General features: G+C 74.7%; 22 protein-coding genes. 6 read left to right on the top strand and 16 right to left on the bottom strand.

Going from position 1 to position 24,622, the window contains the following annotated elements; genetic code table 11:
- Positions 1 to 117: 117 nt before the first annotated feature.
- Together ABTZ03_RS37270 and ABTZ03_RS37275 are read right to left on the bottom strand one after the other, a co-directional pair.
- Positions 118 to 810, bottom strand: a complete 693-nt coding sequence (locus ABTZ03_RS37270) for a transglycosylase SLT domain-containing protein (protein WP_350517630.1) — start codon at positions 808 to 810, stop codon at positions 118 to 120.
- Positions 811 to 893: 83 nt separating this feature from the next.
- Entirely contained in the window at positions 894 to 1,100 is a 207-nt protein-coding gene (locus ABTZ03_RS37275; protein WP_350517631.1) for an antitoxin, read from the bottom strand.
- Positions 1,101 to 1,357: 257 nt separating this feature from the next.
- Here ABTZ03_RS37275 and ABTZ03_RS37280 point away from each other — a divergent pair, with 257 nt between their 5' ends.
- Together ABTZ03_RS37280 and ABTZ03_RS37285 are read left to right on the top strand one after the other, a co-directional pair.
- On the top strand, positions 1,358 to 1,933 hold the full coding sequence (locus ABTZ03_RS37280) for a DUF6542 domain-containing protein (protein WP_350517632.1): 576 nt from the start codon (positions 1,358 to 1,360) through the stop codon (positions 1,931 to 1,933).
- Positions 1,934 to 2,015: 82 nt separating this feature from the next.
- Positions 2,016 to 3,551 (top strand): LCP family protein, encoded by a 1,536-nt coding sequence (locus ABTZ03_RS37285; RefSeq protein WP_350517633.1) that lies wholly within the window; start codon positions 2,016 to 2,018, stop codon positions 3,549 to 3,551.
- Between the two features lie 48 nt (positions 3,552 to 3,599).
- On the opposite strand, the gene ABTZ03_RS37290 is transcribed toward ABTZ03_RS37285, so the two are convergent.
- Positions 3,600 to 4,445, bottom strand: coding sequence for a nucleotidyltransferase domain-containing protein (locus ABTZ03_RS37290; RefSeq protein WP_350517634.1), 846 nt, complete (start codon positions 4,443 to 4,445; stop codon positions 3,600 to 3,602).
- A gap of 121 nt (positions 4,446 to 4,566) precedes the next feature.
- Between ABTZ03_RS37290 and ABTZ03_RS37295 the strand changes: the two genes are divergently transcribed.
- Positions 4,567 to 5,025 (top strand): DUF4259 domain-containing protein, encoded by a 459-nt coding sequence (locus tag ABTZ03_RS37295; RefSeq protein ID WP_350517635.1) that lies wholly within the window; start codon positions 4,567 to 4,569, stop codon positions 5,023 to 5,025.
- Here ABTZ03_RS37295 and ABTZ03_RS37300 read toward each other — a convergent pair.
- A complete protein-coding gene (locus tag ABTZ03_RS37300; protein ID WP_350517636.1) occupies positions 4,998 to 6,257 on the bottom strand; it encodes an MFS transporter in 1,260 nt (419 codons plus the stop codon). The genes ABTZ03_RS37295 and ABTZ03_RS37300 overlap by 28 nt on opposite strands.
- A 131-nt stretch (positions 6,258 to 6,388) precedes the next feature.
- Here ABTZ03_RS37300 and ABTZ03_RS37305 point away from each other — a divergent pair, with 131 nt between their 5' ends.
- On the top strand, positions 6,389 to 6,832 hold the full coding sequence (locus ABTZ03_RS37305) for a winged helix-turn-helix transcriptional regulator (RefSeq protein ID WP_350517637.1): 444 nt from the start codon (positions 6,389 to 6,391) through the stop codon (positions 6,830 to 6,832).
- A gap of 65 nt (positions 6,833 to 6,897) precedes the next feature.
- Here ABTZ03_RS37305 and ABTZ03_RS37310 read toward each other — a convergent pair whose 3' ends face one another.
- Positions 6,898 to 8,337 carry a DUF6777 domain-containing protein gene (locus ABTZ03_RS37310; protein WP_350517638.1) on the bottom strand — a complete coding sequence of 480 codons (1,440 nt, stop codon included), beginning with the start codon at positions 8,335 to 8,337 and terminating at the stop codon, positions 6,898 to 6,900.
- A gap of 521 nt (positions 8,338 to 8,858) precedes the next feature.
- On the opposite strand from ABTZ03_RS37310, the gene ABTZ03_RS37315 reads away from it, so the two are divergent.
- The gene (locus ABTZ03_RS37315; protein ID WP_350517639.1) at positions 8,859 to 10,208 is read left to right on the top strand and encodes a streptophobe family protein; all 1,350 of its coding nucleotides are present in this window, start codon (positions 8,859 to 8,861) and stop codon (positions 10,206 to 10,208) included.
- A gap of 75 nt (positions 10,209 to 10,283) precedes the next feature.
- Here the strand turns inward: ABTZ03_RS37315 and ABTZ03_RS37320 are convergent, their stop codons facing one another.
- The 4 genes from ABTZ03_RS37320 to ABTZ03_RS37335 all read right to left on the bottom strand — a co-directional run bounded on the left by ABTZ03_RS37320 (position 10,284) and on the right by ABTZ03_RS37335 (position 14,884).
- Positions 10,284 to 10,658, bottom strand: coding sequence for a DUF1304 domain-containing protein (locus ABTZ03_RS37320; protein ID WP_350517640.1), 375 nt, complete (start codon positions 10,656 to 10,658; stop codon positions 10,284 to 10,286).
- 34 nt (positions 10,659 to 10,692) lie between these two features.
- Positions 10,693 to 11,697, bottom strand: a complete 1,005-nt coding sequence (locus ABTZ03_RS37325; protein WP_502894717.1) for a serine/threonine-protein kinase — start codon at positions 11,695 to 11,697, stop codon at positions 10,693 to 10,695.
- Entirely contained in the window at positions 11,697 to 12,311 is a 615-nt protein-coding gene (locus tag ABTZ03_RS37330; protein WP_350517642.1) for an SH3 domain-containing protein, read from the bottom strand. Before ABTZ03_RS37330 ends, ABTZ03_RS37325 begins: the two co-directional genes overlap by 1 nt.
- A 194-nt stretch (positions 12,312 to 12,505) precedes the next feature.
- Positions 12,506 to 14,884, bottom strand: a complete 2,379-nt coding sequence (locus ABTZ03_RS37335) for an ABC transporter ATP-binding protein/permease (protein WP_350517643.1) — start codon at positions 14,882 to 14,884, stop codon at positions 12,506 to 12,508.
- A gap of 250 nt (positions 14,885 to 15,134) precedes the next feature.
- On the opposite strand from ABTZ03_RS37335, the gene ABTZ03_RS37340 reads away from it, so the two are divergent.
- A complete protein-coding gene (locus tag ABTZ03_RS37340; RefSeq protein ID WP_350517644.1) occupies positions 15,135 to 16,496 on the top strand; it encodes an acyltransferase in 1,362 nt (453 codons plus the stop codon).
- A 36-nt stretch (positions 16,497 to 16,532) separates the two neighbouring features.
- Here ABTZ03_RS37340 and ABTZ03_RS37345 read toward each other — a convergent pair whose 3' ends face one another.
- The 7 genes from ABTZ03_RS37345 to ABTZ03_RS37375 form a co-directional block, all read right to left on the bottom strand.
- Positions 16,533 to 17,321 carry a DUF3050 domain-containing protein gene (locus ABTZ03_RS37345; RefSeq protein ID WP_350517645.1) on the bottom strand — a complete coding sequence of 263 codons (789 nt, stop codon included), beginning with the start codon at positions 17,319 to 17,321 and terminating at the stop codon, positions 16,533 to 16,535.
- 21 nt (positions 17,322 to 17,342) lie between these two features.
- Complete coding sequence (locus tag ABTZ03_RS37350) at positions 17,343 to 18,311, bottom strand: alpha-ketoacid dehydrogenase subunit beta (RefSeq protein WP_350517646.1); 969 nt, start codon at positions 18,309 to 18,311, stop codon at positions 17,343 to 17,345.
- On the bottom strand, positions 18,308 to 19,327 hold the full coding sequence (locus tag ABTZ03_RS37355) for a thiamine pyrophosphate-dependent dehydrogenase E1 component subunit alpha (RefSeq protein WP_502894718.1): 1,020 nt from the start codon (positions 19,325 to 19,327) through the stop codon (positions 18,308 to 18,310). The genes ABTZ03_RS37350 and ABTZ03_RS37355 overlap by 4 nt, the downstream gene beginning before the upstream one ends.
- A gap of 83 nt (positions 19,328 to 19,410) precedes the next feature.
- Complete coding sequence (locus ABTZ03_RS37360) at positions 19,411 to 20,325, bottom strand: phytanoyl-CoA dioxygenase family protein (protein ID WP_350517648.1); 915 nt, start codon at positions 20,323 to 20,325, stop codon at positions 19,411 to 19,413.
- Positions 20,326 to 20,350: 25 nt separating this feature from the next.
- A complete protein-coding gene (gene hppD / locus ABTZ03_RS37365) occupies positions 20,351 to 21,370 on the bottom strand; it encodes a 4-hydroxyphenylpyruvate dioxygenase (protein ID WP_350517649.1) in 1,020 nt (339 codons plus the stop codon).
- 101 nt (positions 21,371 to 21,471) lie between these two features.
- Positions 21,472 to 22,794: a beta-ketoacyl-[acyl-carrier-protein] synthase family protein gene (locus ABTZ03_RS37370; protein ID WP_350517650.1), complete on the bottom strand. Its 1,323-nt coding sequence runs from the start codon at positions 22,792 to 22,794 to the stop codon at positions 21,472 to 21,474.
- The gene (locus ABTZ03_RS37375) at positions 22,791 to 24,431 is read right to left on the bottom strand and encodes a class I adenylate-forming enzyme family protein (RefSeq protein WP_350517651.1); all 1,641 of its coding nucleotides are present in this window, start codon (positions 24,429 to 24,431) and stop codon (positions 22,791 to 22,793) included. The genes ABTZ03_RS37370 and ABTZ03_RS37375 overlap by 4 nt, the downstream gene beginning before the upstream one ends.
- Positions 24,432 to 24,622 lie beyond the last annotated feature (191 nt).

Here is a 24,622-nt window from a genome sequence, read left to right on the forward strand (position 1 = left end):
GCCCCTCAAACGCGCCCAACACCGCAACTGGCCACCACCCGCTCCGGCCACCGTCACGATCACCAGAGCGAGCACGACCTAAGTCACTGGCATTGCACCTAGGCCCTGTCCTACCTCTTACTTCACGGCCTCGCCGGACTTCGCCCAGTTGTCGTGCAGCCGGTCCAGGTAGGACTGCGCCTGTGGGCCGATCTTGACGCCCCGGGCGAAGGCGAGCATGTTGCCCGCCCCGGCGTTGTAGCCGAGGGCGAGCAGTTCGTCCTTGTTCAGCGGGGCGCCGATCCGGCCGGGGAGCTGATCGGCGAGGTCGTGGAGGTGCCAGGCGGCGGCCTGGACGGCCAGGTTGCGGTCGTCCGGCAGCTCCTCCCAGTGGCGGGAGGCGAACGGGCGGCCCGGCTTGGTGTCGTCGAAGGCGGCGCGGTGCATGTTGGCGATGCCGAAGGAGGCGTCCGGCTTGCCGCGCTGCCAGGCCCGTTCGAAGTCCGGGTCGTGCGGCTTGTACGACTCGTTGTAGAGGATCGCCATCAGCAGCTGGGGGTTGACCCCGGCCTCGGCGGCGTACTGGCGCACCGGTGCCGCGTAGTCGGCCGGGTCGTAGCGGCCGGAGGGCTTGGAGGCAGTCGCTGACGGGGCCGTACCCGGGGCGGCGCCGGACGACGGGGAGGCACCGGCGGAGGGTGACGCGGAGGACGCCGCCGATCCGGCCCCGGGCTCGTGGCCCCCGCTGCGGACGATGCCCCAGCCGGCCGCGGCCAGGACGCCGATCACGATCCAGCGCCCCCAGCGCGGTCCCTTCTGCTCCTCGCCCACCGCTGCCGGTCCCTCCCCGTTCGCCCGTCATCCAGTTCGATCACCGTACGGTCGACCGTGCCTCCCGGGGGGCACGTCCGGTCCTATTCGGCGGACTTGTGGTCCCCGTCGAGGTTGCGCAGGAAGTCCTTCGCCTTCTCGACGCCGGTGTCGATCTGCCCGCTGTACTTGCCGTCCGTGCGGTCGTCGATCGCGTCGCCGACCTTCTCCAGGCCCTGCCCGAGCACGCCGCTGTGCTCACGGGCGAGGTCGGTGGCCTTGTCCGCGAGGTTCTTAAGACCTTCAAACATGGTGACGCTCTACTCCTCTGATGCGTTCCTGTTGGTGTGCCGACGTGGCGGGGATCATGGTCATCTTAACGACGGCCCGCCGGTCGGTCCGCCGTCGCGGATCGGCGGCGGGTGACTTTGCTGAAATGGGTTTGTATGCTCCACACCAGCCTCTACGGGCCTGTAGACGGCGGGTACCGCCACAGGACGGATGGCGTCCCGGCACGAGCGGTGGCGCGGTCGCGCCGCCACCGCCGCAACGATCGAGGGAAGTGCGCATGGCCGGCCAGCGGGCGAGAACGCCGTACCAGGACGCGGGACCTCGCACCGAGGACCCCGCCGTGCCCGCCCAGCGCTCCCGCGCGGCCGGCGGCGACCCGGACCGGTCGCGGGAGGCCCGCGCCCAGCGTGCCGGGGCCTCGCGCCGCAGGCAGCAGGCCCGTCGGCGCGGCGGACTGGTGGCCCTGTTCGGGGCGGTCGGGCTGCCGTTGCTCGGCGGGATGGCGGACGAGCTGGGCGGTCCCGGGGTCGGCATCCTGTTCGCGGTCGGCGCGGTGCTCGGCACCGGCATCGCGGCCGCGCTGTGCAGCCGGACCGGGCGCTGGTGGGTGGTGACCGGCGCCCCGCTGGTGGTGCTGCTCAGCGCCTCGGGCGTGGAGTTCGCCGCCAACCCGGAGAAGTACCAGGGCAAGGGCCTGGGCACCGGCGCGGTGCGCTGGGTGGTCGGCGCGTTCCCGGTGATGGCGGAGGCGGTGGCCGTCGCGCTGCTGGTGATCGTGGTGCGCGTGGTGCTCGACCGGCGCAGGCCCGCGAGGGCGGCCGGTGGCCCGAACGGAAGGGGCCGCCGTGGTTGAGCGCCCCGACCGCCCCCGACGACCCGGCCCGTCCAAGCGGCCCCGTGGCCGGAGCCCGCGCCGCGGTTCGGTCCCGCTGACCGTGGCCGGCCGCACCCTGGCCTGCACCGTCTCGGTCGCCGTGCTCGGTGCCAGCGGCTTCACCTGGTACGAGTACCGCAGCCTGGACGACGGCATGATCAAGTCCGGCGCGCTGAGCGAGGCGAAGAAGAACGCCCCGGCGCACCTGGACAAGTCCGTCAACCTGCTGCTGATCGGCCTGGACAGCCGCAAGGACATGGACGGCAACGACCTGCCCAAGCAGTTCGTCGAGGACGAACTGCACGCCGGTTCCAGCGAGATCGGCGGCTACAACACCAACGCCCTGATCGTGCTGCACATCCCGGCCAACGGCGGCAAGGTCACCGCGCTCTCCGTCCCGCGCGACGACTACGTCCAGACCGTCGGCGCCGACGGCAAGATGCACAAGATCAAGGAGGCCTACGGCATCGCCAAGGAGGCCGCCGAGGCCAAGCTCACCGGCAAGGGCCTGTCCAAGGCCGACCTGGAGCGGCAGAGCCGGGAGGCGGGCCGGTCGGCCACCATCCAGACCGTGCAGAGCTTCCTGGACGTCCCGATCGACCACTTCGCCGAGGTCAACCTGATCGGGTTCTACGACATCGCCAAGGCGGTCGAGCCGATCCAGGTCTGTCTCAACCACCCGGTCGACGATCCGATCATCGCCCGGACCGCCACCCACGAGGGCGGCGGCACCGGCCTCAAACTCCCCGCCGGGATCAGCTCGCTGGACGCCGCGCAGGCGCTCTCCTTCGTCCGTCAGCGCCACCACCTCACCAACGGCGACCTCGACCGCACCCACCGGCAGCAGGCGTTCATCTCCTCCGTCGAGTACAAGCTCAAGCAGCAGGGCATCCTCAACGACTTCGGGCAGATGCAGAAGCTGTTCGGGGTGGTGAAGAAGGACGTCGTGATCGACAACGAGTGGAACATCCTCGACTTCGCCCAGCAGGCGCCCAACCTCACCGGCGGCAACGTCGAGTTCAACACCCTGCCGATCACCGGGTTCAAGACCGTCGGCGGGCAGGAGGTCAACACCGTCAACCCGGACCTGATCAAGAAGATCGTCCGGCAGCTGTTCAACCGGGACCAGACGCCGGCCGCCCCGGCCCAGGCGGCGTCCGGCGCCGCCCCGAGCGAGACGGCGGCCCCCACGCCCTCGGCCGGCGCCGCGCCCAAGTCCGTGGTCGACGTCAACGCGGCGGCGGGGGCGGGTGCCGCCTCCACCGAGTCCAAGGCCCTGGTCGAACTCGGCTACCAGGCGGGCCGGATCGGCGACGCCCCGGCCCGGACCCGTGCCACCACGGTGACCTACGGCAGCGGCGCCAAGGCCGACGCCCAGGCGCTCGCCGGCCGTTACGGCGTCACCGCCGTGCCGTCCTCGGCGGTCGCGGCGGGCCACGTGGTGGTCACCCTCGCCGTCACCCGGACCCCGAGCCCCACCCCGGCCGCGCCCTCGGCGGGCGCCTCGGCCCCGGCCGACGGCTCGGCCGACCCGGCCGCGGGGCTGCCGATGCAGGGGCCGGCGGTGAAGGCCGGCGGGATCCCCTGCGTGGACTGAGCCGGGGGCCGACCGGCTCGGTCGTTCCGGTCGGTTCTGTCGTTCCGGTCAAGTCGCCTCCGGGCGGGGTGCCTTCGTGCCGTGGACGGCGGTGTACTCGGCGGCGAGCCAGGGCGCCAGGTCGTCGATGAGGGCGGCCAGCACGGCGTGGTCGGTGGTGGGGGTGCGGGCGACGGCCGCGGCCAGGCGCATCTGGTCGGCGCGGTCGGGGTAGTGGGCGGCGAAGGCCTCCGCGGAGGCGGTGAGGTCGCTGGTCCAGCCGTTCCAGCGGGGCATGACCAGGGTGAAGCCGGTGCGGACCAGCCGTCGGGACACGGCCCGGCTGAGCGCTCGGAGTTCCCCCTCGGCAGCGGCGGCGCCCGGCCTCCCGCCGCCCGGCCTCGCGGCGGCCAGCCGCTCGCGCCAGCGGGGGAGCGCGAGCGCGAGGTCGCCGTTGGTCTCGCGGGCGAGCAGCGAGGTCGGGCGGTAGCGGGGGAGTCGCCCGGCCAGGTCCTCACCGAGCAGCGGGGTGCACAGACAGGCGAGGAACCAGCCCAGGTCGTGCCGCTCCAGCTCGCTGAGCAGCGTGGTGGTGTCGAACAGCAGCACGCCGACGCCGTCGACCTGTGGGAAGGCGGCGTCGAGCGCGGCTTCGAGGGCGTCGGCCGCGGCCCGGTCGTCCGGGGTGGGCGGGCGGTGCAGGGCGAGCAGCAGGTCGAGGTCGGAGACGCCGGGGATCGCGGTGCCGCGCGGGATGCTGCCGTACAGGTAGGCGCTGTGCAGCCGGGCGGGGCCGAAGGCGGCGGCGATCCGCGCCCGGGCGGCGTCGACCACCGGGGCGTACTCCGCCGGGACCCGCTCCAGCGAGCCCTCCCGCGCGATGCAACCGTCCTCGTCCAGTCCCGTTCCGATCATGGGGGCACTGTGCCCGTTCGCCGGGGTGACGGCCAGCGAATATTGCGCGCAGTTGACGTCGGGTCGGATTGTCAGTGCCGTGTGCCAGCATCCATCGCACACGAACACGAAGGGAATTCCCATGGGCACCTGGGACATCGGTCATTTCGACAACGACACCGCGGCGGATTTCGCGGGCGAGCTCGACGAGGCCGCCCCGGGCGAGCGGGTGGAGCTCGTCCGGGCGGCGCTGGAGCGCGCCGCCCGGGGGCCGGAGTACCTCGACGGTGACGAGGGCGTGGCGGCCGTCGCGGCCGCGGCGCTGGTCGCCGCGCAGTGCCCGGGCGGTCCGGCGGTGACGACGGCGTACGGCCCCGACGAGCCGATACCCGCGCTGCCCGCCGGGTTGCGCCCGCTCGCGGTGGCGGCGTTGGACCGGGTGGTGGCGGAGGAGTCGGAGTCGGCCGAGCTCTGGGAGGAGTCGGGCTCCGGCCCGGCCTGGCGGCAGGGGATCCGCGCCCTGCGCGAGGTGCTCGCGCAGGGCGTCCCGGCGGGTGCGGGTGCGGCGGAGGGTCAACTCCGCTTCGTGGCGGACCAGTAGACGAGCGCGGCGAGGCTGGTGGCGGCGCCGAGCAGGCAGACGGCGGTCCAACCGCCGTGGTCGTACGCCACGGTGGAGGCGATCGCGCCCGCTCCGCAGCCGGCGGAGTAGAGCAGCATGTAGCCCGCGGTCAGCCGGCTCCGGGCCTCGGGACGGATTTGGTAGAGGAGGTGTTGGTTGACCACGTGCACGGACTGGAGGCCGTAGTCGATCACGATCACGGCGAGCACCAGCCACCACACCGAGTGCGGCAGCAGCGCGGCCGGGAGCCAGGCGACGAGCATGGCCGCCAGGCCGATGCCGGCGGTGCGTTCGGCGTGGCCGCGGTCGGCCTGGCGGCCCGCGTACCCGGCGCCGAGGGCTCCGGCGGCCCCGGCCAGCCCGAACAGGCCGATCTCGGTGTGGCTGAGTTCGAAGGGCGGTGCGGCGAGCGGCAGGACCATCGGCGTGAGCAGGACGGTGACGGAGGTGAAGGTGAGCAGGGCGAGCACGGCCCGGACGCGCAGCACGCGCTCCTCGGCGAACAGCGTGAACACCGAGCCGACCAGCCGCAGGTAGCCGGACCGTCCGGTGATCCGGTCGGCGGCGCGGCGGCGCTCGGGCGGGAGGGCGGCCGCGACGGCGAAGGCCATCGCGCCGGTCGCGACGGCGGAGACCAGGTAGACGGCGCGCCAGCCGGCCAGGTCGCCGATCGTCCCGGCCACGGTGCGGGCGAGCAGGATGCCGACCACGATGCCGCTGGTGACGGTGCCGACCACCCGGCCCTGGTCGCCGGGTGCGGCGAGCGAGGCGGAGTGGGCGACGACCACCTGGGCCACCACCGCGAGGACGCCCACGGCGGCCATCGCGGCGAGCAGCAGCGGGGCGGAGGGGGCGAGCGCGACGGCGAGGAGGGCGAGCACGGAGAGGGCGAGTTGGGCGGTGGCCAGGGTGCGGCGGTCGACGTGGTCGCCGAGCGGGACGAGCAGCAGCAGGCCGATCGCGTAGCCGACCTGGGTCAGGGTGCCGACCAGGCCGATGGCGGCCGGGTCGATGCCGAAGTCCCGGGCGATCAGGTCCAGCAGCGGCTGGGAGTAGTAGACGTTGGCGACGGCGAGGCCGCAGGTGACGGAGAGCAGCCAGGCGACGGCCGGTGACAGGCCGGGGGTCGCTGGGGCGGCTCCGGCGGAGGAGGTGGCAGAGCTGGAGGTGGTGTCGGAGGTGGCCAGGTCCGGGTGGCTGGGGGAGGTCATGGGCGGGAACCCCTCGATGGGCAGCAGTGGTTTCAAAGCGCTACCGCTTCACCCTGGCATATCCTGGTTTCAATAAGCAACCGCAAGTCCGGCGGTACGCTGGGCGCCGACCGGCTGAGAGGTGGAAAGACGTGCCGAAACGCACCACGCACGAGGAATCGGCCTGCCCGGTCGCCCGCCCGCTCGACGTGGTCGGCGACGGCTGGACGCTGCTGATCGTCCGTGACGCCTTCGACGGGCTGCGCCGCTTCGGGCAGTTCCAGAAGAACCTGGGGCTGGCGAAGAACATCCTCTCGGCGCGGCTCGCCAACCTGGTCGCCAACGGCGTGTTCGAACTCGCCCCGGCCGCCGACGGCAGTCCGTACCAGGAGTACGTCCTCACCGAGAAGGGGCGCGCCCTGTTCCCGGTGATCACCGCGTTGCGGCAGTGGGGCGACCAGTGGTTCTTCGCCGAGGACGAGCCGCGGGCTCGGCTGGTCGACCGCGCCTCGGGCGCACCGGTCGCCCCGGTGGAGGTGCACGCGGCGGACGGGCGGCTGCTCGGACCGGAGGACGCGAAGGTGCTGCTGCCCTGAGACGTGCCGCCGCCACCGGCCGACGGTCGGACGGTGGCGGCGGGGGAGCCGGGCGCGGGCCCGGGTCAGGGTGTGGTGCCGGATGAACCGTTCTCGCGGGGTGTACCGGGCGTACCGGGCGCACTGGTCGGGCCGGTGACGCCGGTCGCCGCCGGGCAGGGCGGCAGGGTCGACGGGGCCGTGGTGGCGCAGGTCGCGAGGGGCGCCTTCGGCGCGGTGTTGACGGGCGACTTCGGCGTGGTGGTCACCCCGGTCGCGGTACCGCCGGTGGCCGTGGCCGTGGCCGCGGTCGTGGCGGTCGTCGCCGTCGGGGGCTTGGTGGTCGGGGTGCCGGTCGGCGTGCCCGGACCCCCGGCGGACGACGTACCGGCGGAGGTGCCGGTGGACGCGGCCGAGGTCTCGGCGGTCGCCGAGTGCTCGGTCGGGCTCGCCGGGGAGGAACCGGTGGAGGTGGTGGCCGAGCCGGTCCCCGTCGAGGTCCCGGTGGACGTCGACCCGGAGGAAGCGGTCCCGGAGGACGTGGTCGCACCCGAGGACGTCGATCCGGAGATGGCCGTGCCCGACCCGGTCGCCGTTCCGGTCCCGGACGAGGCGCCGGAGGAGCCGGACGTGGACGGTGCCATGGACGTGGTGGACGTGGACGCCGTGGAGGTCGAGGCCCCCGCCGTCGGCACGGTCGGTTTCCACGGCACCGGCGGCGGCACGCCCGGGACCAGCGGACCCGTCGGCGGACCGACGTGCCGGTCCACCACGTCGACCCGCCCGGTCAGCCGGGAGAACCAGCCGCCGGTCTCGACGTTCACCAGGACGATCTCGGTCACCGCCCGCGGCGCCGGCACCACCACGATCAGCGTGGTCGGCTGGAAGCCCGCCCAGGCCTTGCCGGTGTACGTGGCGTCGCTGATCAGCACCGGCGGCTTCAACGGGTTGCCGCAGGCGCACCGCACCCGGGGCACGCCCTGGGCGTCCACCAGCACGGCGGTGCCCGCCTGCAAGGCGGACTGGAACTCGACCACGGCGCCGCTCTTGTAGCTGTGATTGGTCACCCGGGTGTCCGCCCGCAGGTACGCCGAGGTCAGCGAGCGCAGGTAGCCCGGGACGGCGGACTGCTCGATGCCGGCCGCCGAGGCCCAGGCCTGCCCGGCCTCGCCGCTCTGCACCATGCCGATCAGCCGCTCGGTGTCACAGCTGGGCCGGCTCATCGTCCCGCCGTACAGCCCGGCGGAGCTGCCCTCCACGCTGTGCAGGACGGCCGGCGAGGCGCTCCTCGGCACGCCGCCCGGCTGCGCCGTCGCCGTTCCGGTCGGGGCCGTGCCGGTGGGCGCGGGGGCGGGGGCGCTCATCCCCTGGGTTTCCACCGAAGGGGTGAACGGGTCCGGACCGGCGTCGGCCGGGGCCTGCAGGGCCACCTCGTTGGCGGTCGGGACGGCCTGGTTCTTGCCGCCCTGGTTGGTGACGACCAGCACGGTCGCCACCACGGCCGCCACCACCACGCCCGCCGCCACCGACAGGGCCTTCCCGGAGCGCCACCAGGGCGTGCCCGGGCCACGGCCGCCGTCGCCCGCACCGCCGGAGGCCGGCCCGGACGGTCCCGAGGGCGGCGGTACGGACGGCGGTCCGGATCGCCCGCCGCCCGACGGCGAACCGGCCAGCGGGCCGGACGGCGGACCGGAGGGCGGTCCGTGGGGCGGCTCGCTCGGCGGCCCGGGGGGAGGTGGTTGGGAACTCATCGAGGCTCCGTTTCGCAGGCGGCCGGGGGGAACGGCCGACACGGGAGGCTCCTGCCACTGGGTTCCATTTCTCCCCCCGTACCCCGTTCGCCGCAACAGCAGGTGGCACCGCCGTCGCCGAGCGTGCCGTGCGGTGGTCGGTCACCCTGGGAACGGACCGGCGCCGTTCGGCGACCGGGATCCGTTCCCAGGGGTCGAGCACCGGGATCCGGTCACCAGGACCCGAGCAGAGGGACCCGAGCAGAGGAACCCGTGCAGCGGGATCCGAACAGCGGGATCCGAGCAGAGGAGGCGGTATGCAGCAGCCCACCACCACCACCGCGGCGGCCGGCCCGCCCGGAGCCGTCCGCGGTTGGCTGGACGCGCTCGCCGTGGTGCTGGCCGGGCTCGTCGCGATGGCGGCGGTGGCCGCACTCGGCCTCTGGCTGGCCGGCGCCGACGACCTGCCGGAGGGCGGCTTCCCGCCCGTGCTCGCCGCGACGCTGGCGCTGGCCGTCGGCGGATCCGTCCAACTCGACGGCGGCGCGGGCAGTTTCGCCGCCGTGGACGCCGGGGTCAACGCGATGCCGCTGACCGTCTCCCTGGTCGGCGCGGTGGTGATGGCCGAGGTGTTCCTGCGTCAACTGCGCTTCCGCGCGGTCGCCGGGGGCGGCGAACTGCTCGGCCGGATCGCCCGGGTGGTGGTGCTCTGGCTGATCGCGCTGGTGGTGATCACCGTCACCGCCAAGCACACCTTCACGGTCGAGATCGGCGGCAGCCTGGCGCAGACCATCGGCGGTGCGCTCGGGCTCACCCCGGACATCGGCTTCCACGCGGAGGGCGCCACCACGATCGGCATCGGGCTGGCCTGGCTGCTGCTGGTGTTCGCGGCGGTCTTCGCGGTGTCCCGGCGGGCGCCGCTGCCGCGCGGGCTGCTGCGCTACCAACTCGCCGTCCGGCCAGCCGCGTTCGCGCTCTGGACGGTGCTGCTGGCCTACCTGGCGATCGGTGCGGTGGCCGGGGTCGTCACGGCGATCGTGCACGGCAACGCCCGGCAGATCCTGGCCGTGCTGCTGCTCGCGCTGCCCGACCTGGTCTGGCTGGCCTTCGGCATCGGCCTCGGCGCCACCTGGTACGGCCACCTGGTCGGCGCGCTCGGACTGCCCGTCCCCAAGCCGCTCAGCGCGGTGCTGCGCGCCCCCGGTGGGAAGCAGGCCACCATCGACCTCGGCACCCTGGCCGACCACGACGCGCGCAGCTGGTGGCTGCTGCCGCTGGCCGCCGTCCTGCTGATCGCCGCCGCCTTCCTCGCCGCCCGCCGCTCCCCGCGCACCGTCCGGCTCTGGCAGCACGCCGTCCGCTTCGCGCTGGCCACCGCCGTCACCGTGCTGCTGATCGGCCTGTGGACCCGGATGGACGCCGACTACGGGCTGTCCGTGCTGGGCGTCGGCCTGGGCCAGGGCGGGCTGGGGGACCTCCTCGGCGCGGTGCTCGGCGGCGACAACCCGGTGGCGGCACTGGGCAGCGGCAGCCTGACGCTGCGCCCGGCGCTGTGGACGGCGGTGCCGCTGGGGGCGGGCTGGGGGCTGGTGACCGGGGCGGTCGGGGCGCTGCTGGCGGCCCGGGTGCGGCACCGCGGCGAGGTGACGGAGGAGACCGGCGGCTGACGGGGGCGGGCGGCGGCGTCCGGCGCGGCGGGCCGGTGGTCGTGCGGTCGTCGTGCTGTGGCGACGTGACCCGCCTCAGAGCAGTCCGGCGAGCAGGACGACCGCCGCCGGGACGGCCTGGGCGAGGGCACCGCGCCACACCCTGGGCTCCGAGACGAACAGGGTGATCCCGCCGGCCACCATGAAGGCGGCGATGTAGAGGATCACCGGCCGTCCCGACCCGGAGTGCCCGGTGTGCAGCAGGACCAGGCCCGCGACCAGGCCGAGCGCCAGGAACAGGTTGTAGAAGCCGACGTTGAACCGCCACAGCCGCACCTCCGGGGCGTCCGCCGTGCTGCCGGTGAGCAGGTAGCGCACCCGCGGGTGCCCGTACAGGTAGCTCTCCAGCGGCCACGCCACCAGGTGGATCGCGGCGGCGAGCATGGCGGAGAGCTGGCTCACGGCGTTCATGGTCGGTGGCTCCCTCGGGCTTGTCGGACACGCCCTAACGTTCCCGGGACGGCGGGTGGAGGACCGGGGCGGCCCAGGCGGGCGGCTCCGGCGGCGCCGGGGCGGGGGCGCGGGCGACGGCCGGGACGACCCGGGTGGGCGGCCCGCCGTCGGCCCACCGGGCCGGGTCCCCGGCCGCCCGCAGCTCGGCGACGAACCGGAGGCAGTCCGCGTACCGCTCCTCGGGTGCCTTGGCGAGCGCCCGGCCGACCACCGCCTGGACCGCCCCGGGCAGGTCCGGCCGGTGCGGGCGCAGCTCGGGCGGCGGGTCGTTGAGGTGGGCCCAGAGCAGCGCGAGGTCGCTCTCCCGGCGGAACGGCGGGGTGCCGGCGAGCATCTCGAAGACCACGCAGCCGAGGCTGTACTGGTCGCAGCGCCCGTCCAGCGGCCGGCCGGAGATCTGCTCGGGCGCGGCGTAGTCGAGCGTGCCGACGATCTGGCCGACGCTGGTCAGTCCGCTGAGCGACAGGGACTTCTTGGTGAGCCCGAAGTCCGCCAGGTACAGGTGCTCGGGGTGTTCGCGGTCGGTGCCGGGGGCGACCAGGACGTTGCCCGGCTTGACGTCCCGGTGCACCAGCCCGTGGCCGTGGGCGGCGTCCAGCGCGGAGGCGATCTGCCGGGCCAGCCGGGCGGTGCGCTCGATCGGGAGCGGGGCGTCCCGGCTGATCAGGGCGCGCAGGTCGCCGCCCTCGACGTAGCGCATCGCCAGGTAGAGGATGCCGTCGTGCTCCCCGGCCTCGAAGACCGGGACGATGTGCGGGTGGTCGATCCCGGCGGCGGCCTCGGACTCGTGCATGAACCGCTGCCGGAACACCTCGTTGCGGGCCAGCTCGGGCGCCAGCAGCTTGACCGCGACCGTCCGGCCGAGCCGCAGGTCCTTGGCCCGGTAGACCACGGCCATGCCGCCGCGCCCGATCTCCCGTTCCAGCCGGTAGCCGGCCACCCGTTGCCCGACCAGGCCCGCGGGCAGGCTCGGTGGCGAGGACGGTTCGGCGGGGATCACGACTCGCCGGTCCGGGTGGGGGCGTACGGGCCGTCCTCCGAGGTCGCCGCCGCCTCCGACGTCGCCGCCGCCGAGGTCGCTGCCGTCGCTCCCGGTGCCGTCCCCGGGGCCGCCGACTCCCGGGCCCGGGGCCGGTCGGTGGCCGCGTAGGTCTGGAGCTGCAGCCCGTCGCAGTAGCACCAGCGGTCGTGCACCGGGTCGAACACCCAGAGCGACTCGCCGTCCGCCACCAGGCCGATCCGCAGTCCGCGGGTGCGTTCCCGGAAGGCCTCCAGGTCCAGGGTGCCCGCGGCGAGGTCCTCCAGCAGGGCGCGGTGGCGGGCGAGCACGGCCTCGGCCTCGGCGAGTGCCGGGCGCGGGTCGGCGGTGCGGGCCGGGGGAGCGCCCGCGGCGGGTGGCGGCTGGGGGAGGGCGACCAGCAGCCGGCCGTCGACCCAGGCCGTCCAGCCGTTGGAGCACAGCACCTGCGCCCAGTCGCCCTGGTCGGCGATCAGCCGGACCGGCAGCAGCGGGTCGAGCCGGGTGGACGGCTGCGCCGGGTCCGGGGCCGCCCAGCTCGCCAGTCCGCCCGGCGGGGCGACATGGGTGGGGCGGAACGCGAACTCGTCCATGGGCGGCCACACTTCCTCCGCCGCGCGAGCCGGAGCCGGGGGCCGTCGCACCGCAGCGGGGATGCGGGGGAGCGGGAGGCAGGGGCTGCGTGCGGCACTGACACCGCGGTTCGCTTCCCACTCTACCGGCGGCCACCGGGGCGGCTACTCGCGCATGATCGGCTACCCGATCACGGTCACCCGCGCATGATCGGCTACTTGCGCATGATCGTCGGCTCGCGCCGCCGCAGCAGGGCGAGCACCGCCAGCCCGTAGACCGTCGAGAGGCCGACCAGGGCGGCCAGGTCCAGCAGCCAACCGGTGCGCTCGTGGCGGTACATCGGGTCGTCGGTGAGCGGGCTGGGCAGGACGAGCCGACCCAGGTCCACGGTGCGGGCCATCGCGGCCAGGCCCCACCGGGACGGGACCAGCCAGGCGAACTGCTCCAGTCCGGGCACGCCGTTCAGCTTGAGCATCAGGCCGCTGAAGACGACCTGGACGATCGCGAGGAGCACCAGCAGCGGCATCGTGGTCTCCTCCCTGCCGACGAACGCGGAGACCACCAGGCCGAGCACCATCGACGTGAAGGCGAGCAGCGCGATCGCGATGATCAGCTCGGGCAGCTGGGGCAGCAGCACGCCACTGCTCACCGGCGGCGGGGCGTTCGGCCGCGGCTGCGCGGTGAGCCCGACCCCGGCCAGGCCGACCACGGTCAGCAGCGCGGACTGGGTCGCCGTGACGATGCCGAGCACCACCAGCTTGGAGGCCAGGTAGGCCGATCTGGACAGCCCGACCACGCGTTCCCGCCGGTAGATCGCGCGTTCCTTGACCACCTCGCGCACCGCGTTGGCCGAGCCGATCAGCACCCCGCCGAGGCAGAGCGTCAGCAGGCAGTTGATGGCGTTGTCGTCGGTGAGGCGCGAGCCGGCCATCGCCCGGCACATCAGGCCGATGATGAACGGCAGCGCGATCATCACGGTGAGGAACAGCCGGTCGGCGGCGAGCACCGCGGCGTACCGGCGCACCAGGGTGCCCAGCTGGGAGAACCAGCTCTGCGGCTTCTCCCGGCCGATCACCGGGGCGGAGGCCACCGGTGGGTGCGCCGGGTGCGCGGCTTCGGCCGTCACGTACTGCCGGTACTGCGGCGAGGCGCGGAACCGCTGCTGGGACGCTCCCTCGGCGTCGCTCTCGAAGGTCTCGAAGGCCTCCGGCCACTCCTGCTCGCCGAAGTACGCCAGCGCCTCGGTCGGCGGACCGTAGTAGGCCGTCCGGCCGCCGGGGGCGAGCACCAGCAGACGGTCGCACACGTTGAGGCTCAGGACGCTGTGCGTCACCACGACCACCGTGCGGCCGTCGTCGGCCAGTCCGCGCAGCATCCGCATCACCGAGCGCTCCATGCCCGGGTCCAGGCCGGAGGTCGGCTCGTCGAGGAAGAGCAGGGAGGGTTTGGTGAGCAGCTCCAGCGCGATGCTGACCCGCTTGCGCTGGCCGCCGGAGAGGCTGGCGATCACCTGGTCGCCCCGCTCCTCCAGCCCCAGTTCACGGATCACCTCGGAGACCCGGGCCTCGCGCTCGGCGGCCGCGGTGTCGCCGGGGAAGCGCAGCTCGGCGGCGTAGGACAGGGCGCGGTGGACGGTCAGCTGGGTGTGCAGGATGTCGTCCTGGGGGACGAGGCCGATCCGGCGGCGCAGCTCGGCGTAGTCGTGGTAGAGGTCGCGGCCGTCGTACAGCACGGTTCCCTCGTCGGCGGGGCGCAGCCCGGTGAGCGCGTTGAGCAGGGTGGACTTGCCGGCGCCGCTCGGGCCGGCCACCGCGAGCAGGGTCCGCTCGGTGAGCGGGAAGCCGACGTCGTCCAGCAGCACCCGCCGGTCCGGGCCGACCCGGACGACCAGGTGCTGGACGTCCAGGGAGATCTCCCCGGTGTCGTCGTACTCGACCAGCCGGCCGTCGACCAGGCAGAACTCGGCGTGGCCGATGCCGACGATGTCGGCCGGGCCGATCGGGGCCCGCCGCACCGGGTGGCCGTTGAGGTAGGTGCCGTTGTGGCTCTCCAGGTCGACGATCTCGTGGCGGCCGTCGGGCAGTTCGCGCAGTTCGGCGTGGTGCCGGGAGACCAGCAGGTCGTCCAGGACCAGGTCGTTGTCGGGCGAGCGGCCGATCCGCACGGTCGGGCCGGGCAGGTCCAGGACGGCGCTCGGGCTGCGGAAGACGTTGGAGCTCTCCGGGACGAGCAGGGTCGGCTGCTCGTCGGCCGTCTGGTCGGTGCCGGGGACGGGCAGGCCGGCGAAGGTCGCGGACGGGCCGGTGGTCGGATCGCCGAAGCGCAGCCGGGTGCCGGGGCCGACGTCCTCGCGGTCGACGCGGCGGCCCTGGTCGTAGGTGCCGTTGGTGCTGCCGACGTCCTCCAGCAGCCAGTGGCCCGCGGTGGCGCGCAGCACCGCGTGGTGCCAGGAGACCCGGGGGTCGTCCAGCACGATCTCGCTGGTCGGGTCGCGGCCCAGGTGGTAGGCGTGGGTCGGGTCGATCAGCTGGGAGTCGCGGTCGGTGACCAGGACGAGGGGCGGCGCGGTGGGTGCGCCGGGGCGCTGTCCCATGCTGGGAATTCTATCGTCGGCCTCCCCGGGCCGCGTGCTCGGACCGCCCTTCCGGCACCTGCCGACACGCGTCCGGACCGCAGCGGGGCGTCCCGCCCGGACCGGGCCCGGACCTCGCCCTGACCTCGCCCGGATCTCGCCTGGACATGGTCCGGACATCCCTTCCGGATCCTGACATTGGACTGGACCACTGCCTCGGCCCGGCACTAGGCTCCGGCGTGCCCGCAGGCCGTACTCCGGATGGGAACCCATGACTCTCTGGCCGCAGTTGCGCCGCTCCCGGACCGTGCGAGCCGGCCGGACCACCGACCGGGTGCTGCGGCTGGGCCTGATGGACACCATGCTCGCCGACCTCTCCGTCTCGGTCGTGCTCTGCTTCGAGCGGCCGCTGGACGAGGACCGGCTCGCCGCCGGGCTCGCCCTCGCGCTGGGCCGGGTGCCGGTGTTCGCCGGACGGCTGCGCACCGTGCGGCAGGCCGACGGGGAGCGGCTGGAGGCGCTCTGCGACGACTCCGGCGTCCCGCTGGAGGTCTACACCGTCGACGGCACCCTGGCCGAGGCGATGGGCCGGGTGACCGCGGCCGGCACCGACCTGGTCGACCCGGTGACGGCCCCGGCCGCCCGCACCGGCGGCGCCCCGCTGCTCACCGTACGGCTGACCCGCACCGCCGACGGCGGGACGGTGCTCGGCTGCTCCTGGCACCATGCGATCGGGGATCTGAACAGCTTCATGCTGCTGCTGCGGATCTGGTCGGCGGCGGTCGAGGGCGAGCCGCTCCCGGCGGCCGAACTCGTCGACGACCAGGACGCGTTGCTGGCCGCGGTGCTGCCCGCGGAGGACTGCGGACGGCCCGGCTTCCGGGTGCCGTCGGCGGGGGAGGCGGAGCTGTTGGCCCGTGAGCTGGCGCTCGGGCCACGGGCCAACCGGACCGTCCAGATCGCCTTCACCGACGCCGAAATCACCCGGATGCGGGAGGAGTTCGGTGCCGCGGCCGGGCGCAGGCTGTCATCCGGCGACGTGCTCTGCGCCCATCTGGTCAGCACCCTGCGGGACTTGGACGAGGACCCGGCGGAGCGGATGCTCACCGTCCCGGTCAACGTCCGTCGCTGGCTGGGGCTTTCGCCCGAACTGCTGGGCAACCTGCTGAGCGAGGTGCACCTGCCGCACCGGCCGAAGGACGGACCGGCCGCGCTGGCCGGCCGACTGCGGGCGGCGGTCGAGGAGTTTCCGAGCACCCACCTCAACCTGCGGGCCAACCTGGGCTTCCTGGCGGCGCTCGGCCGCGGCCGGCTGGGCGAGTGCGTGCCGCTGGGCTTCGACCCGCAGGCCCGTCGGTTCACCTTCTCCAACTGGAGCGGCTTCGGGGCCTACCGGGTGAGCTTCCAGGGCCAGCGGCCGGTGTTCTTCAGCCCGGCCGCCAACTACCCGATCCCCTGGGTCTGCTGGACGGTCGAGGGGTACCGCGGCGAGGGCTTCCTGAGCACCGTGGTGCTGCCGGCCCGGCTCGCCGCCCGGGTGCGCGGGGCGGAGGGCCGGGCGGCGCTGCACCGGTTCCGGGCGGCGGCCGACGCGCCGCCCGCGTCGGCGGTGGTGCTGCCGAAGGTGGTGTGAACCGGGCGTCAGCCTCGGACGGTGGGAACCCGGGCGTCAGCCGAAGGAGCGCTCGATCGCGGTCCACAGCCGGACCCGGGCCAGCAGCGCGGTGCGGACGGTCTCGGCGCAGGAGTCCCACTTGGCCTGGTCGTCGCCGCACAGGTCGATCAGCATCTGCATCGCCATCGGGGTGTGCTGCTCGCCGTCCACCTCGATGTGGCGGGACAGGTAGTCCTTGAAGACGGTGAGCACACCGTCGGGGTCGTCGATGCCGACGACCTGGGTGAACATGTCCGGGATCAGGTCCTCGCGGCCGAAGGCGAAGGCGGCGGCCCGGCAGTGCACCGGCGCGTTCTCGATGATCGACCAGGTGGTGCCGGTGAAGTCGACGGCGGCCTGCGGCACCCCGGCCGCCTTGAGCGCCTCCGGCACCGGGGTGCGGGCGCCCAGCAGGTCCAGGAAGTCCTGCACCGGGCGCGGGTCGGCGCCGGCCTGGCGCATGCCCTCGACGTACAGCTCGAAGTGGCTGGTGTAGCCCTCGCCCAGCTCGTCGCTCTCCTCGACCAGCACGATGTCGTTGATCAGCCGGCGGCTGGCGGTCGGCCCGTTCGGCACCCACGGGACGTCCACGCAGGTCAGGTCGCGCTGCAGGCTCTTCAGCAGGGACATGAAGTCCCAGACGGCGAAGACGTGGCTGCCCAGGAAGGTGCGGACCCGCTCGATGCTGTCGAGCCCGCGGTAGACGGTGTGGCCGACCACCTCGCGGCGCAGCGGGTCGATGGCCCGCTGGAGGCTGGTGAGGCCGGGGTGGGAACGGTCCCAGTGGTAGCGGTTGCCGGACATCGGTCTCCTCGGGGGTGTGGGTCAGGAGTGCTTCATGACGGCGTGCAGCGCCTGGCGGAGCTGTTCGCGGCCGGGCTGGACGGCGCGGTCGAGGGCGGGGGCGAAGGGCAGTACAGCGCCGTCCGGGCGGGTGATCCGGCGTGGCGGGGCGATCAGGCGCAGCTCCTCGGCGGCGGTGGCCAGCACCTCCGCGCCGAAGCCGCAGCTGCGGTTGGAGTCGTCGACGACGACCAGCCGGCCGGTGCGGTCCAGTGATTCGGCGAGCGCCGGCCAGTCGAAGGGGTGGACGCTGCGCGGGTCGAGGACCTCGACCGAGATCTCCGGCGCGAGTTCCTCGGCGACCGCCAGTGCCTCGTGCACCAGGTGCCCGAGGGCGACCACGGTGACGTCGGTGCCGGGGCGGTGGATCCGGGCCCGCCCGAGCGGGACGGGCGCGAGCTCCCAGGTGACCGTCTCGCGCACCGGCAGGGCGGCGGCCGGGGCGAACACCACCACCGGGTCCGGGTCGCGGATCGCCGAGCGCAGCAGCCCGTAGGCGTCGGTCGGGGTGGCGGGGACCACGGTCTTCACCCCGGCGTGCGCGAACAGGCTGTACGGGTGGTCGGAGTGCTGCCCGGCCCAGCCGTCCCGGGACCCCGAGCCGGGCACCAGGCAGGTCAGCGGGACGCCCGCCTGGCCGCCGGTCATCAGCGAGAACTTGTGGGCCTGGTTGACGAGTTGCTCGAAGACCAGGAAGAGCAGCGAGGGGATCTGGAACTCCAGCACAGGCCGCCGCCCGGTCAGCGCGGCGCCCATCGCCATCGCGGTGAAGGCCTGCTCGGACAGCGGGGTGTCCACGATCCGCTCGGGCCCGAAGCGGTCCAGCAGACCGAGCGTCGGGCCGGCCATGCCGGCGCCGATGTCCTCGCCGAACACGCAGACCGTGGGGTCCGCGGCGAGCTCGTCGGCCAGCGCCCGGTTGAGCGCCTTGGTGTAGGAGAGCCTGGTCACGGCGTCACCCCCGCCCGGGGGCGCAGGCCGTCGGCGTACAGGTGGTCCAGTGCGCCCGCCGGGTCCGGGTGGGCCGAGGCGAGTGCGAACTCCTCGGCGGCGGCGAGCTGTTCGGCCACCGAGCGGTCCAGGCCGGCGACCGTCGCCGGGTCGAGCAGGGCGGCGGCCCGGGGCAGCGGGTCGCGTTCGCGCCAGGCGGCGACCTCCTCGGGGGTGCGGTAGCGCAGTTTCATCCGGCGTTCCATGGTGTGGTGGCCCTCGTAGCGGTAGGTGCGGCACTCCAGGAAGCCCGGGCCGCCGCCCGAGCGGGCCCACTCGACCGCGCGCACGGCGGCGGCGCGCACCGCCTCGGTGTCCATGCCGTCGACCTGCTCGGCGGGGATGCCGAAGGCGGCGGCCCGGCCGTTGGCGCTGCCGGCGACGGCGGTGGCGGCGGGCAGGGTGGTGGCGTAGCCGTTGTTCTCGCAGACGAAGACCACCGGCAGCCGCCACATCGCCGCGAGGTTGAGCGACTCCAGCAGCACGCCCTGGTTGAGAGCGCCGTCGCCGAAGAAGGCCACCGCCACTCCGCCGTCCACCGCGACTTCGCCGTCCGCCGCCGGTCCGCGGTCGGTCGCCGGTCCGCCATCCGCCGCCGTCCCGTCGTCGGTCGCCGCCCGGTGCTTGAGCGCCCAGGCGGCGCCGACCGCGATCGGGGCGCCGGCGCCGACGATGCCGTTGGCGCCGAGGATGCCCAGCGAGAGGTCGGCGGCGTGCATCGAGCCGCCCCGGCCGCCGTTCAACCCGTCGACGCGGCCCGCGAGTTCGGCGAGCAGCCGGTGCGGGGCGGCGCCCCGGGCGAGCACGTGGCCGTGGCCGCGGTGGGTGCTGGTCAGCCGGTCGGCCGGGCCGAGCGCCGAGCAGACGCCGACCGCGACGGCCTCCTGGCCGATGTAGGGGTGGATGCCGCCGGGGATCGCGCCGGCCTTCACCAGGGTGAGCGCCAGTTCCTCGAAGCCGCGGATCAGCCGCAGCATCCGGTAGCGCTCGGCGGGCGAGGCCAGCGGCGCGACGCCGGGCCCGGGCGGGGGCGGGACGGGGGGGACGGCCGGGGGTGCGGTCACAGCGCTCCCCGCCAGATCGTCGGGCAGACGGCCGGGTCGGCGTAGTCCGGCCGGCCGTCGGCGGTGCGGCGCACCAGCACGTCGTGGTTGTACACCACCGGGCCGCCGTCCGGGCCCTCGTGCCGGCGGTACTCGTTGGCGCCGTCCTGGAGGTGCAGCGAGACGGCCCGGCGCGGATGGGACGCCAGGTTGGGGCCGCTGCCGTGGTAGGTGCGGCAGTGGTGGAAGGACATGTGGCCGCGCGGGATCAGCATCGGGACCTTGTGCACCTGCTGCCCGTTGAAGGCGGCGTTGGCGTCCAGGATGGCGTCCAGCTCGGCCTTGTCGCGGTCGGCGAAGTGCCGGGTGGAGTCCTCGCCGGAGGGCAGCTCGCGCCAGCGGTGGCTGCCGTCCACCATGGTGATGGTGCCGTTCTCCTCGCCGCAGTCGTGGAAGGGGATGAAGGCGGTGAGCATCGCCTCGGAGGTCGAGGTCTGCCAGTAGTGCTTGTCGAAGTGCCAGGGCACCCGGTTGCTGGGCTCCCCGGGCACCGGCGGCTTGTAGATCAGGGTGGACTGGAAGATCCGGATCTCCTCGGCCCCGGCCAGCAGCGCGGCCACCGCGCCGATCAGCGGCTTGCCGAGGACCGCGCCGATGGCGTCGCTCTGGTGGTGGACGTAGTCGTTGTGCCGCTGGACCGGGCCGTGCGCGGGCTGCCAGTCGGCCAACCGGGGCGGGCGGACGGACAGTTCGCGGTCGCGGTGGCCGGCGTAGTAGAGCTCGGTGGCGGCCTGGAGGGTGTCCAGCTCCTCCTCGCCGAACAGCTTGCGGGACAGGTACCAGCCGTGCTCGCGGTAGTGCGCCACCTCCTCCGGGGTGGGCAGCAGGGCGCGTTCGGCGTCGGTGAGGCGGAACTCGGTGGCGGTGGTCATCGGTGGTGCTTCCCTTCGGGGGCGGTCAGCCGGCGGTGGCGGAGGTCTGGCGTTCGACCGCCTCGTACAGCGCCTTGATGTTCGCGGTGCCGAACGTGCCGGCGCCCTGGCGCTCGATCAGCTCCAGGAAGGAGGTACGGCGGGGGTGGGTGGAGCGGGCGAAGATCTGGAACAGCTGGCCGCCGTGGTCCTGGTCGACCAGGACGTGCAGGTCGCGCAGGGTCTCCACCGGGATGGCCGTCCGGCCCAGCCGCTCGGTGAGGGCGTCGAAGTAGGCGCCCGGGGTGGTCAGGAACTCCACGCCGCGCGCGCGGACGGTCCGGACGGCGGTGGCGATGTCATGGGTGCTGAAGGCCAGGTGCTGCACCCCGGCGCCGCCGTGGGCGGCCAGGAACTCGTCGATCTGGCCGGGGCGGCGGGCGGTGTCCGGCTCGATCAGGGTGAAGGTGACCAGACCGGAGGCGCTCTGCACCACGGTGGAGTCCATGGCCTGCTCACCGACCTCCAGGTACTCCTCGAAGATCGCGTGGAGGCCGAGCGCGGCCTCGCAGAACCGTACGGCGGCGGCGAGTTCGCCGCCGGGCAGGCAGATCGCGACGTGGTCGAGGGCCTCCAGCAGGCCCGGCCCGGCGGGCTCGGCGGGCTCGGTGGATTCGGTGGATCCGGTGGGCTCGGCCGGTTCCAGCGGGGTGAACCGCAGGGCGGTGTCGCCGAAGCCGGCGACCAGCCGGGCCGCCCGGTCCAGCACCCGGGCGCCGTGCCGCTCGGCCCGCTCCAGCGCGGCCTGCGGGTCGGCGCAGCCGAGGGCGAGGACGGCGATGCCGTCCCCGTGCCGGGCGACGTAGGCGGCCACCGGGTGGCCGGGGTCGGCGGCGGAGGTCAGCCGCAGCCGGATCGAGCCCTGGTGCAGGTCGATGGAGCGGGTGCCGTCCGCGGCGGCGGTCGGCGGCCCGGCGGTGAAGTCGTAGTCGGCGCACAGCCCGGCTGCGGTCTTGTCGGCGTCCGCGCAGTGGAACTCGACGCGGGCGATGGTCTGGATGGACAACGGGTTCTCCCCCCGGAGGGATGGTCGTTCGGGGATCGGCGCACCGCCGGGCGGCGCTGCCCGGTGGCGGGGTCCGCCGATCGCGGTGGCCCGGACGCGTCCTAGCCGGCCGTCCGGACGGAGTGGTCCGCCGCGCGGACGGAGGTCGGACCGAGGATCAGGCTCAGGTTGTGGCCGCCGAAGGCGAAGGCGTTGCTCAGCGCGGCGCGCACCGGGGCGGACCGGGCGGCGCCCCGGACGTGGTCCAGGTCGCAGGCCGGATCGGGGTCGGTCAGGTTGAGCGTCGGCGGCAGCGTCCCCCGCGCCACCGCCAGCGCCGTCACCGCGGCCTCCAACGCGCCTGCGGCGCCCAGCAGATGGCCGGTGGCGCCCTTGGTGGAGCTGACCGCCGGCGGGTGCGCGCCGAACACAGCGTGCAGGGCGGCGGTCTCGGCCACGTCGCCAAGCTTGGTGCCGGTGCCGTGGGCGTTCACGTAGTCGATGTCGCCCGGTGCCAGGCCGGCGTTGGCGAGCGCCATCCGCATCGCGTCGGCGGCGCCGGTGCCGTCCGGGCGGGGCATGGTCGGGTGGTGGGCGTCGGTGGACGCGCCCCAGCCGAGCACGTCCGCGTACCCGGTGGCGCCGCGTGCGGCGGCGTGTCCGGCCCGTTCCAGGACGAGCACGGCGCTGCCCTCGCCCAGCACGAAGCCGTTGCGGCGGGCGTCGAAGGGCCGGCTGGACTGCTCCGGGTCGTCCCAACCCTGGGCCAGGGCGCGGGCGTTGGTGAAGGCGGCGGCGATGGTCGGGTGCAGTGAGGACTCGGTGCCGCCGCACACCACCACGTCCGCGTCGCCCGCGCGGATCAGCCGCAGCCCCTCCGCGATCGCCTGGGCGCCGGCCGCGCAGGCCGTCACCACGGCCGAACTGTAGCCGCGGATGCCGTACTTGATGGCGATCCGGGCGGCGGCCATGTTGGAGAGCATGCCCGGCAGCAGGTACGGGCTGACGCCGGGGCGGCCGCGCTCCAGCCGCCGGTGCGACTGCTGCTCGAAGGTCTCCAGGCCGCCGCCCCCGGTGGCCAGCACCACGGCGGTGCGGTGCGGGTCGGCGTCCCGGCCGATGGTCAACGCGGCGTCGGCGAGCGCGTCGTCGGCGGCGGCCAGCGCCAGCAGCACGAAGCGGTCCACGCAGCGGGTCTCGGTCGGCGGCAGCACCTCACGGCCGTCCACCGCGGGGGCGATCCCGGCGGCGGGCAGCCAGCCGTGCGCGGGGTGCCCCTCGGGCACGGCGCGCAGGCCGGAGCGGCCGGCGGCCAGTGCCTCGAAGACCTCGGCGGTCTTGCGGCCGAGCGGCGAGACCAGGCCGATGCCGGTGATGACGGCGGCCTCGCGGGCCGCGGGACCGGCCCCGCGGCCGGTGGCGTGGCGGTCGGGGCGGGCGGTCATCGGGTGCTCACCGCCGCCAGGTGGCGCTGCCGCAGCAGCACCTTGCGGACCTTGCCGGTCGGACCGAGCGGGATGTCGTCCCCGGTGACCACCAGGACCCGCCGGACGGTGGCGGCGGTGGCCTCGTCCAGGGCGGCGACCACGGCCTTCGCGCGCTCGGCGTCCGGACCGTCGCCCCGATCGGCCGCCTCGGCCCCCTCGGTGAGGAGCAGCAGCACGTCGGTGACCACCCGCTCGCCGTCCCGGACCGCGACCACCGTGCAGTCCAGCACGTCGGATCGGGCGGCCAGCACCCGTTCCTCCGACATCGCGGTGAACAGCCGCTTGCCGTCGGCGAGTTCGACCGAGTCGACGGCCCGGTCGACGTGGTACCAGTAGCCCTCCTCGTCCCGGTACATCAGGTCCCCGGTGAGGAAGCGGCCGCGCAGCCGGGTGCGGAAGGTGGTGGCCGAGTCGTTCCAGTAGCCGAGGGCCAGGGTCGGTGAGGCGGTGGCGAGTTCGCCGACCTCGCCGGGGCCGAGCGGCTCGCCGTCCGGGCCGACCACCTCGCAGTCCACGAAGGCGTGCGGGCGGCCGACGCAGCGCCCGTAGCGTTCGGTGCCGGGGCCGTGGGTGATGAAGAAGTGCGAGTGGCCCATCTCGGTGGAGCCGAGGCCGTCCACGAACAGCGAGCCGGGTACCCGGGTGCGGCCGGCCCGGGTGACGGTCTCCCGGCTGCCGGCGGAGATCAGCCGGCGGATGTGCACCTCGTGGGCGCAGTCGCCGGTGTTCCACCAGAGCGCGACGGAGGCGAGGTCCCGGGCGGCGAGGTCGTGGTGGGCGAGGTCGGCCCAGGTGGCGGCGAAGCCGATCACCCCGGTGGGGTGCCACTGCTCGACGGCGTCCAGCACGCCGGCGCCGGACTGGCCGGAGAGCAGGGCGAGTTCGGTGTGCGAGCTGAGCGCGAGGTTCAGCGCGATCAGGGTCGCGGCGTGCGGGGCGGGCAGCGCGCTGAGCATCCGCTCCTGGCCCTGGGGGCGGGGCAGGCGCAGCCGGTGGCGGATCGCCGCGTACAGGCTCGCGTGCGAGTGGACGACGGCCTTCGGCATGCCGGTGGTGCCGGAGGAGTGGGTGATCGCCACCGGGTCGTCGGACCAGTGCCGGTAGGGCTCCGGGGCGGCCGCCGGGTCGCCCGCGCCGAGGGTGGAGATCTCGGGCAGCAGCGGCGCGCCCGGGTCGTGCTCGGCCAGTGCCGCGAGCCGCGCGGGGTCGGCGAGCACCCCGGCCGCGCCGATCCGGGCGATGTAGCGGGCGGCCCGCTCGGCGTCCAGGTTGGGGTTGAGCAGGGCGGGGACGGCGCCGAGCCGGGTCAGTGCGAGGAAGGCGAGCACGTGCTCGGCGGCGTCGCCCGCGTGGACCACGACCGGGTCGCGCCGGGTGATGCCGAGGCCGTGCAGGGCGGCGGCGCGGGCCCGGACGGCGCGGTCGAGCTCGCGCAGGGTGAGCGGCTGCCAGGCGGGGTGGTGGTCCACCGGGGTGTCGAAGGTGAGCAGGGGCTCGTCCAGGCCCTGGCCGAGGGCGATCCGGGCGGTCAGCACATTGCCGGCGCCCACGTCGGGGTCGTCGGCGAGTTGGGTGCGGAGACTGCGGATGGTCACGGGGGTGGATCCCTCCCTCGGGGCCGGGGCGGCCCGGGCGGCTGTACGGGGCGGCAGACCTGCGGTCGGCGTGCGGACTGCGGCGGGGGTGACGGTGACGGTGAGGGGAGGGCCGGGCGCTGGTGTGCCGGGGTGCGGCTGCGTCAGGTGGCGGACCTCGCGGACGGCAACGGACAGGGGTACCGGGCGGG

The sequence above is a fragment of the Kitasatospora sp. NPDC096077 genome (assembly GCF_040303245.1).
In the GTDB taxonomy this organism is placed as follows: domain Bacteria; phylum Actinomycetota; class Actinomycetes; order Streptomycetales; family Streptomycetaceae; genus Kitasatospora.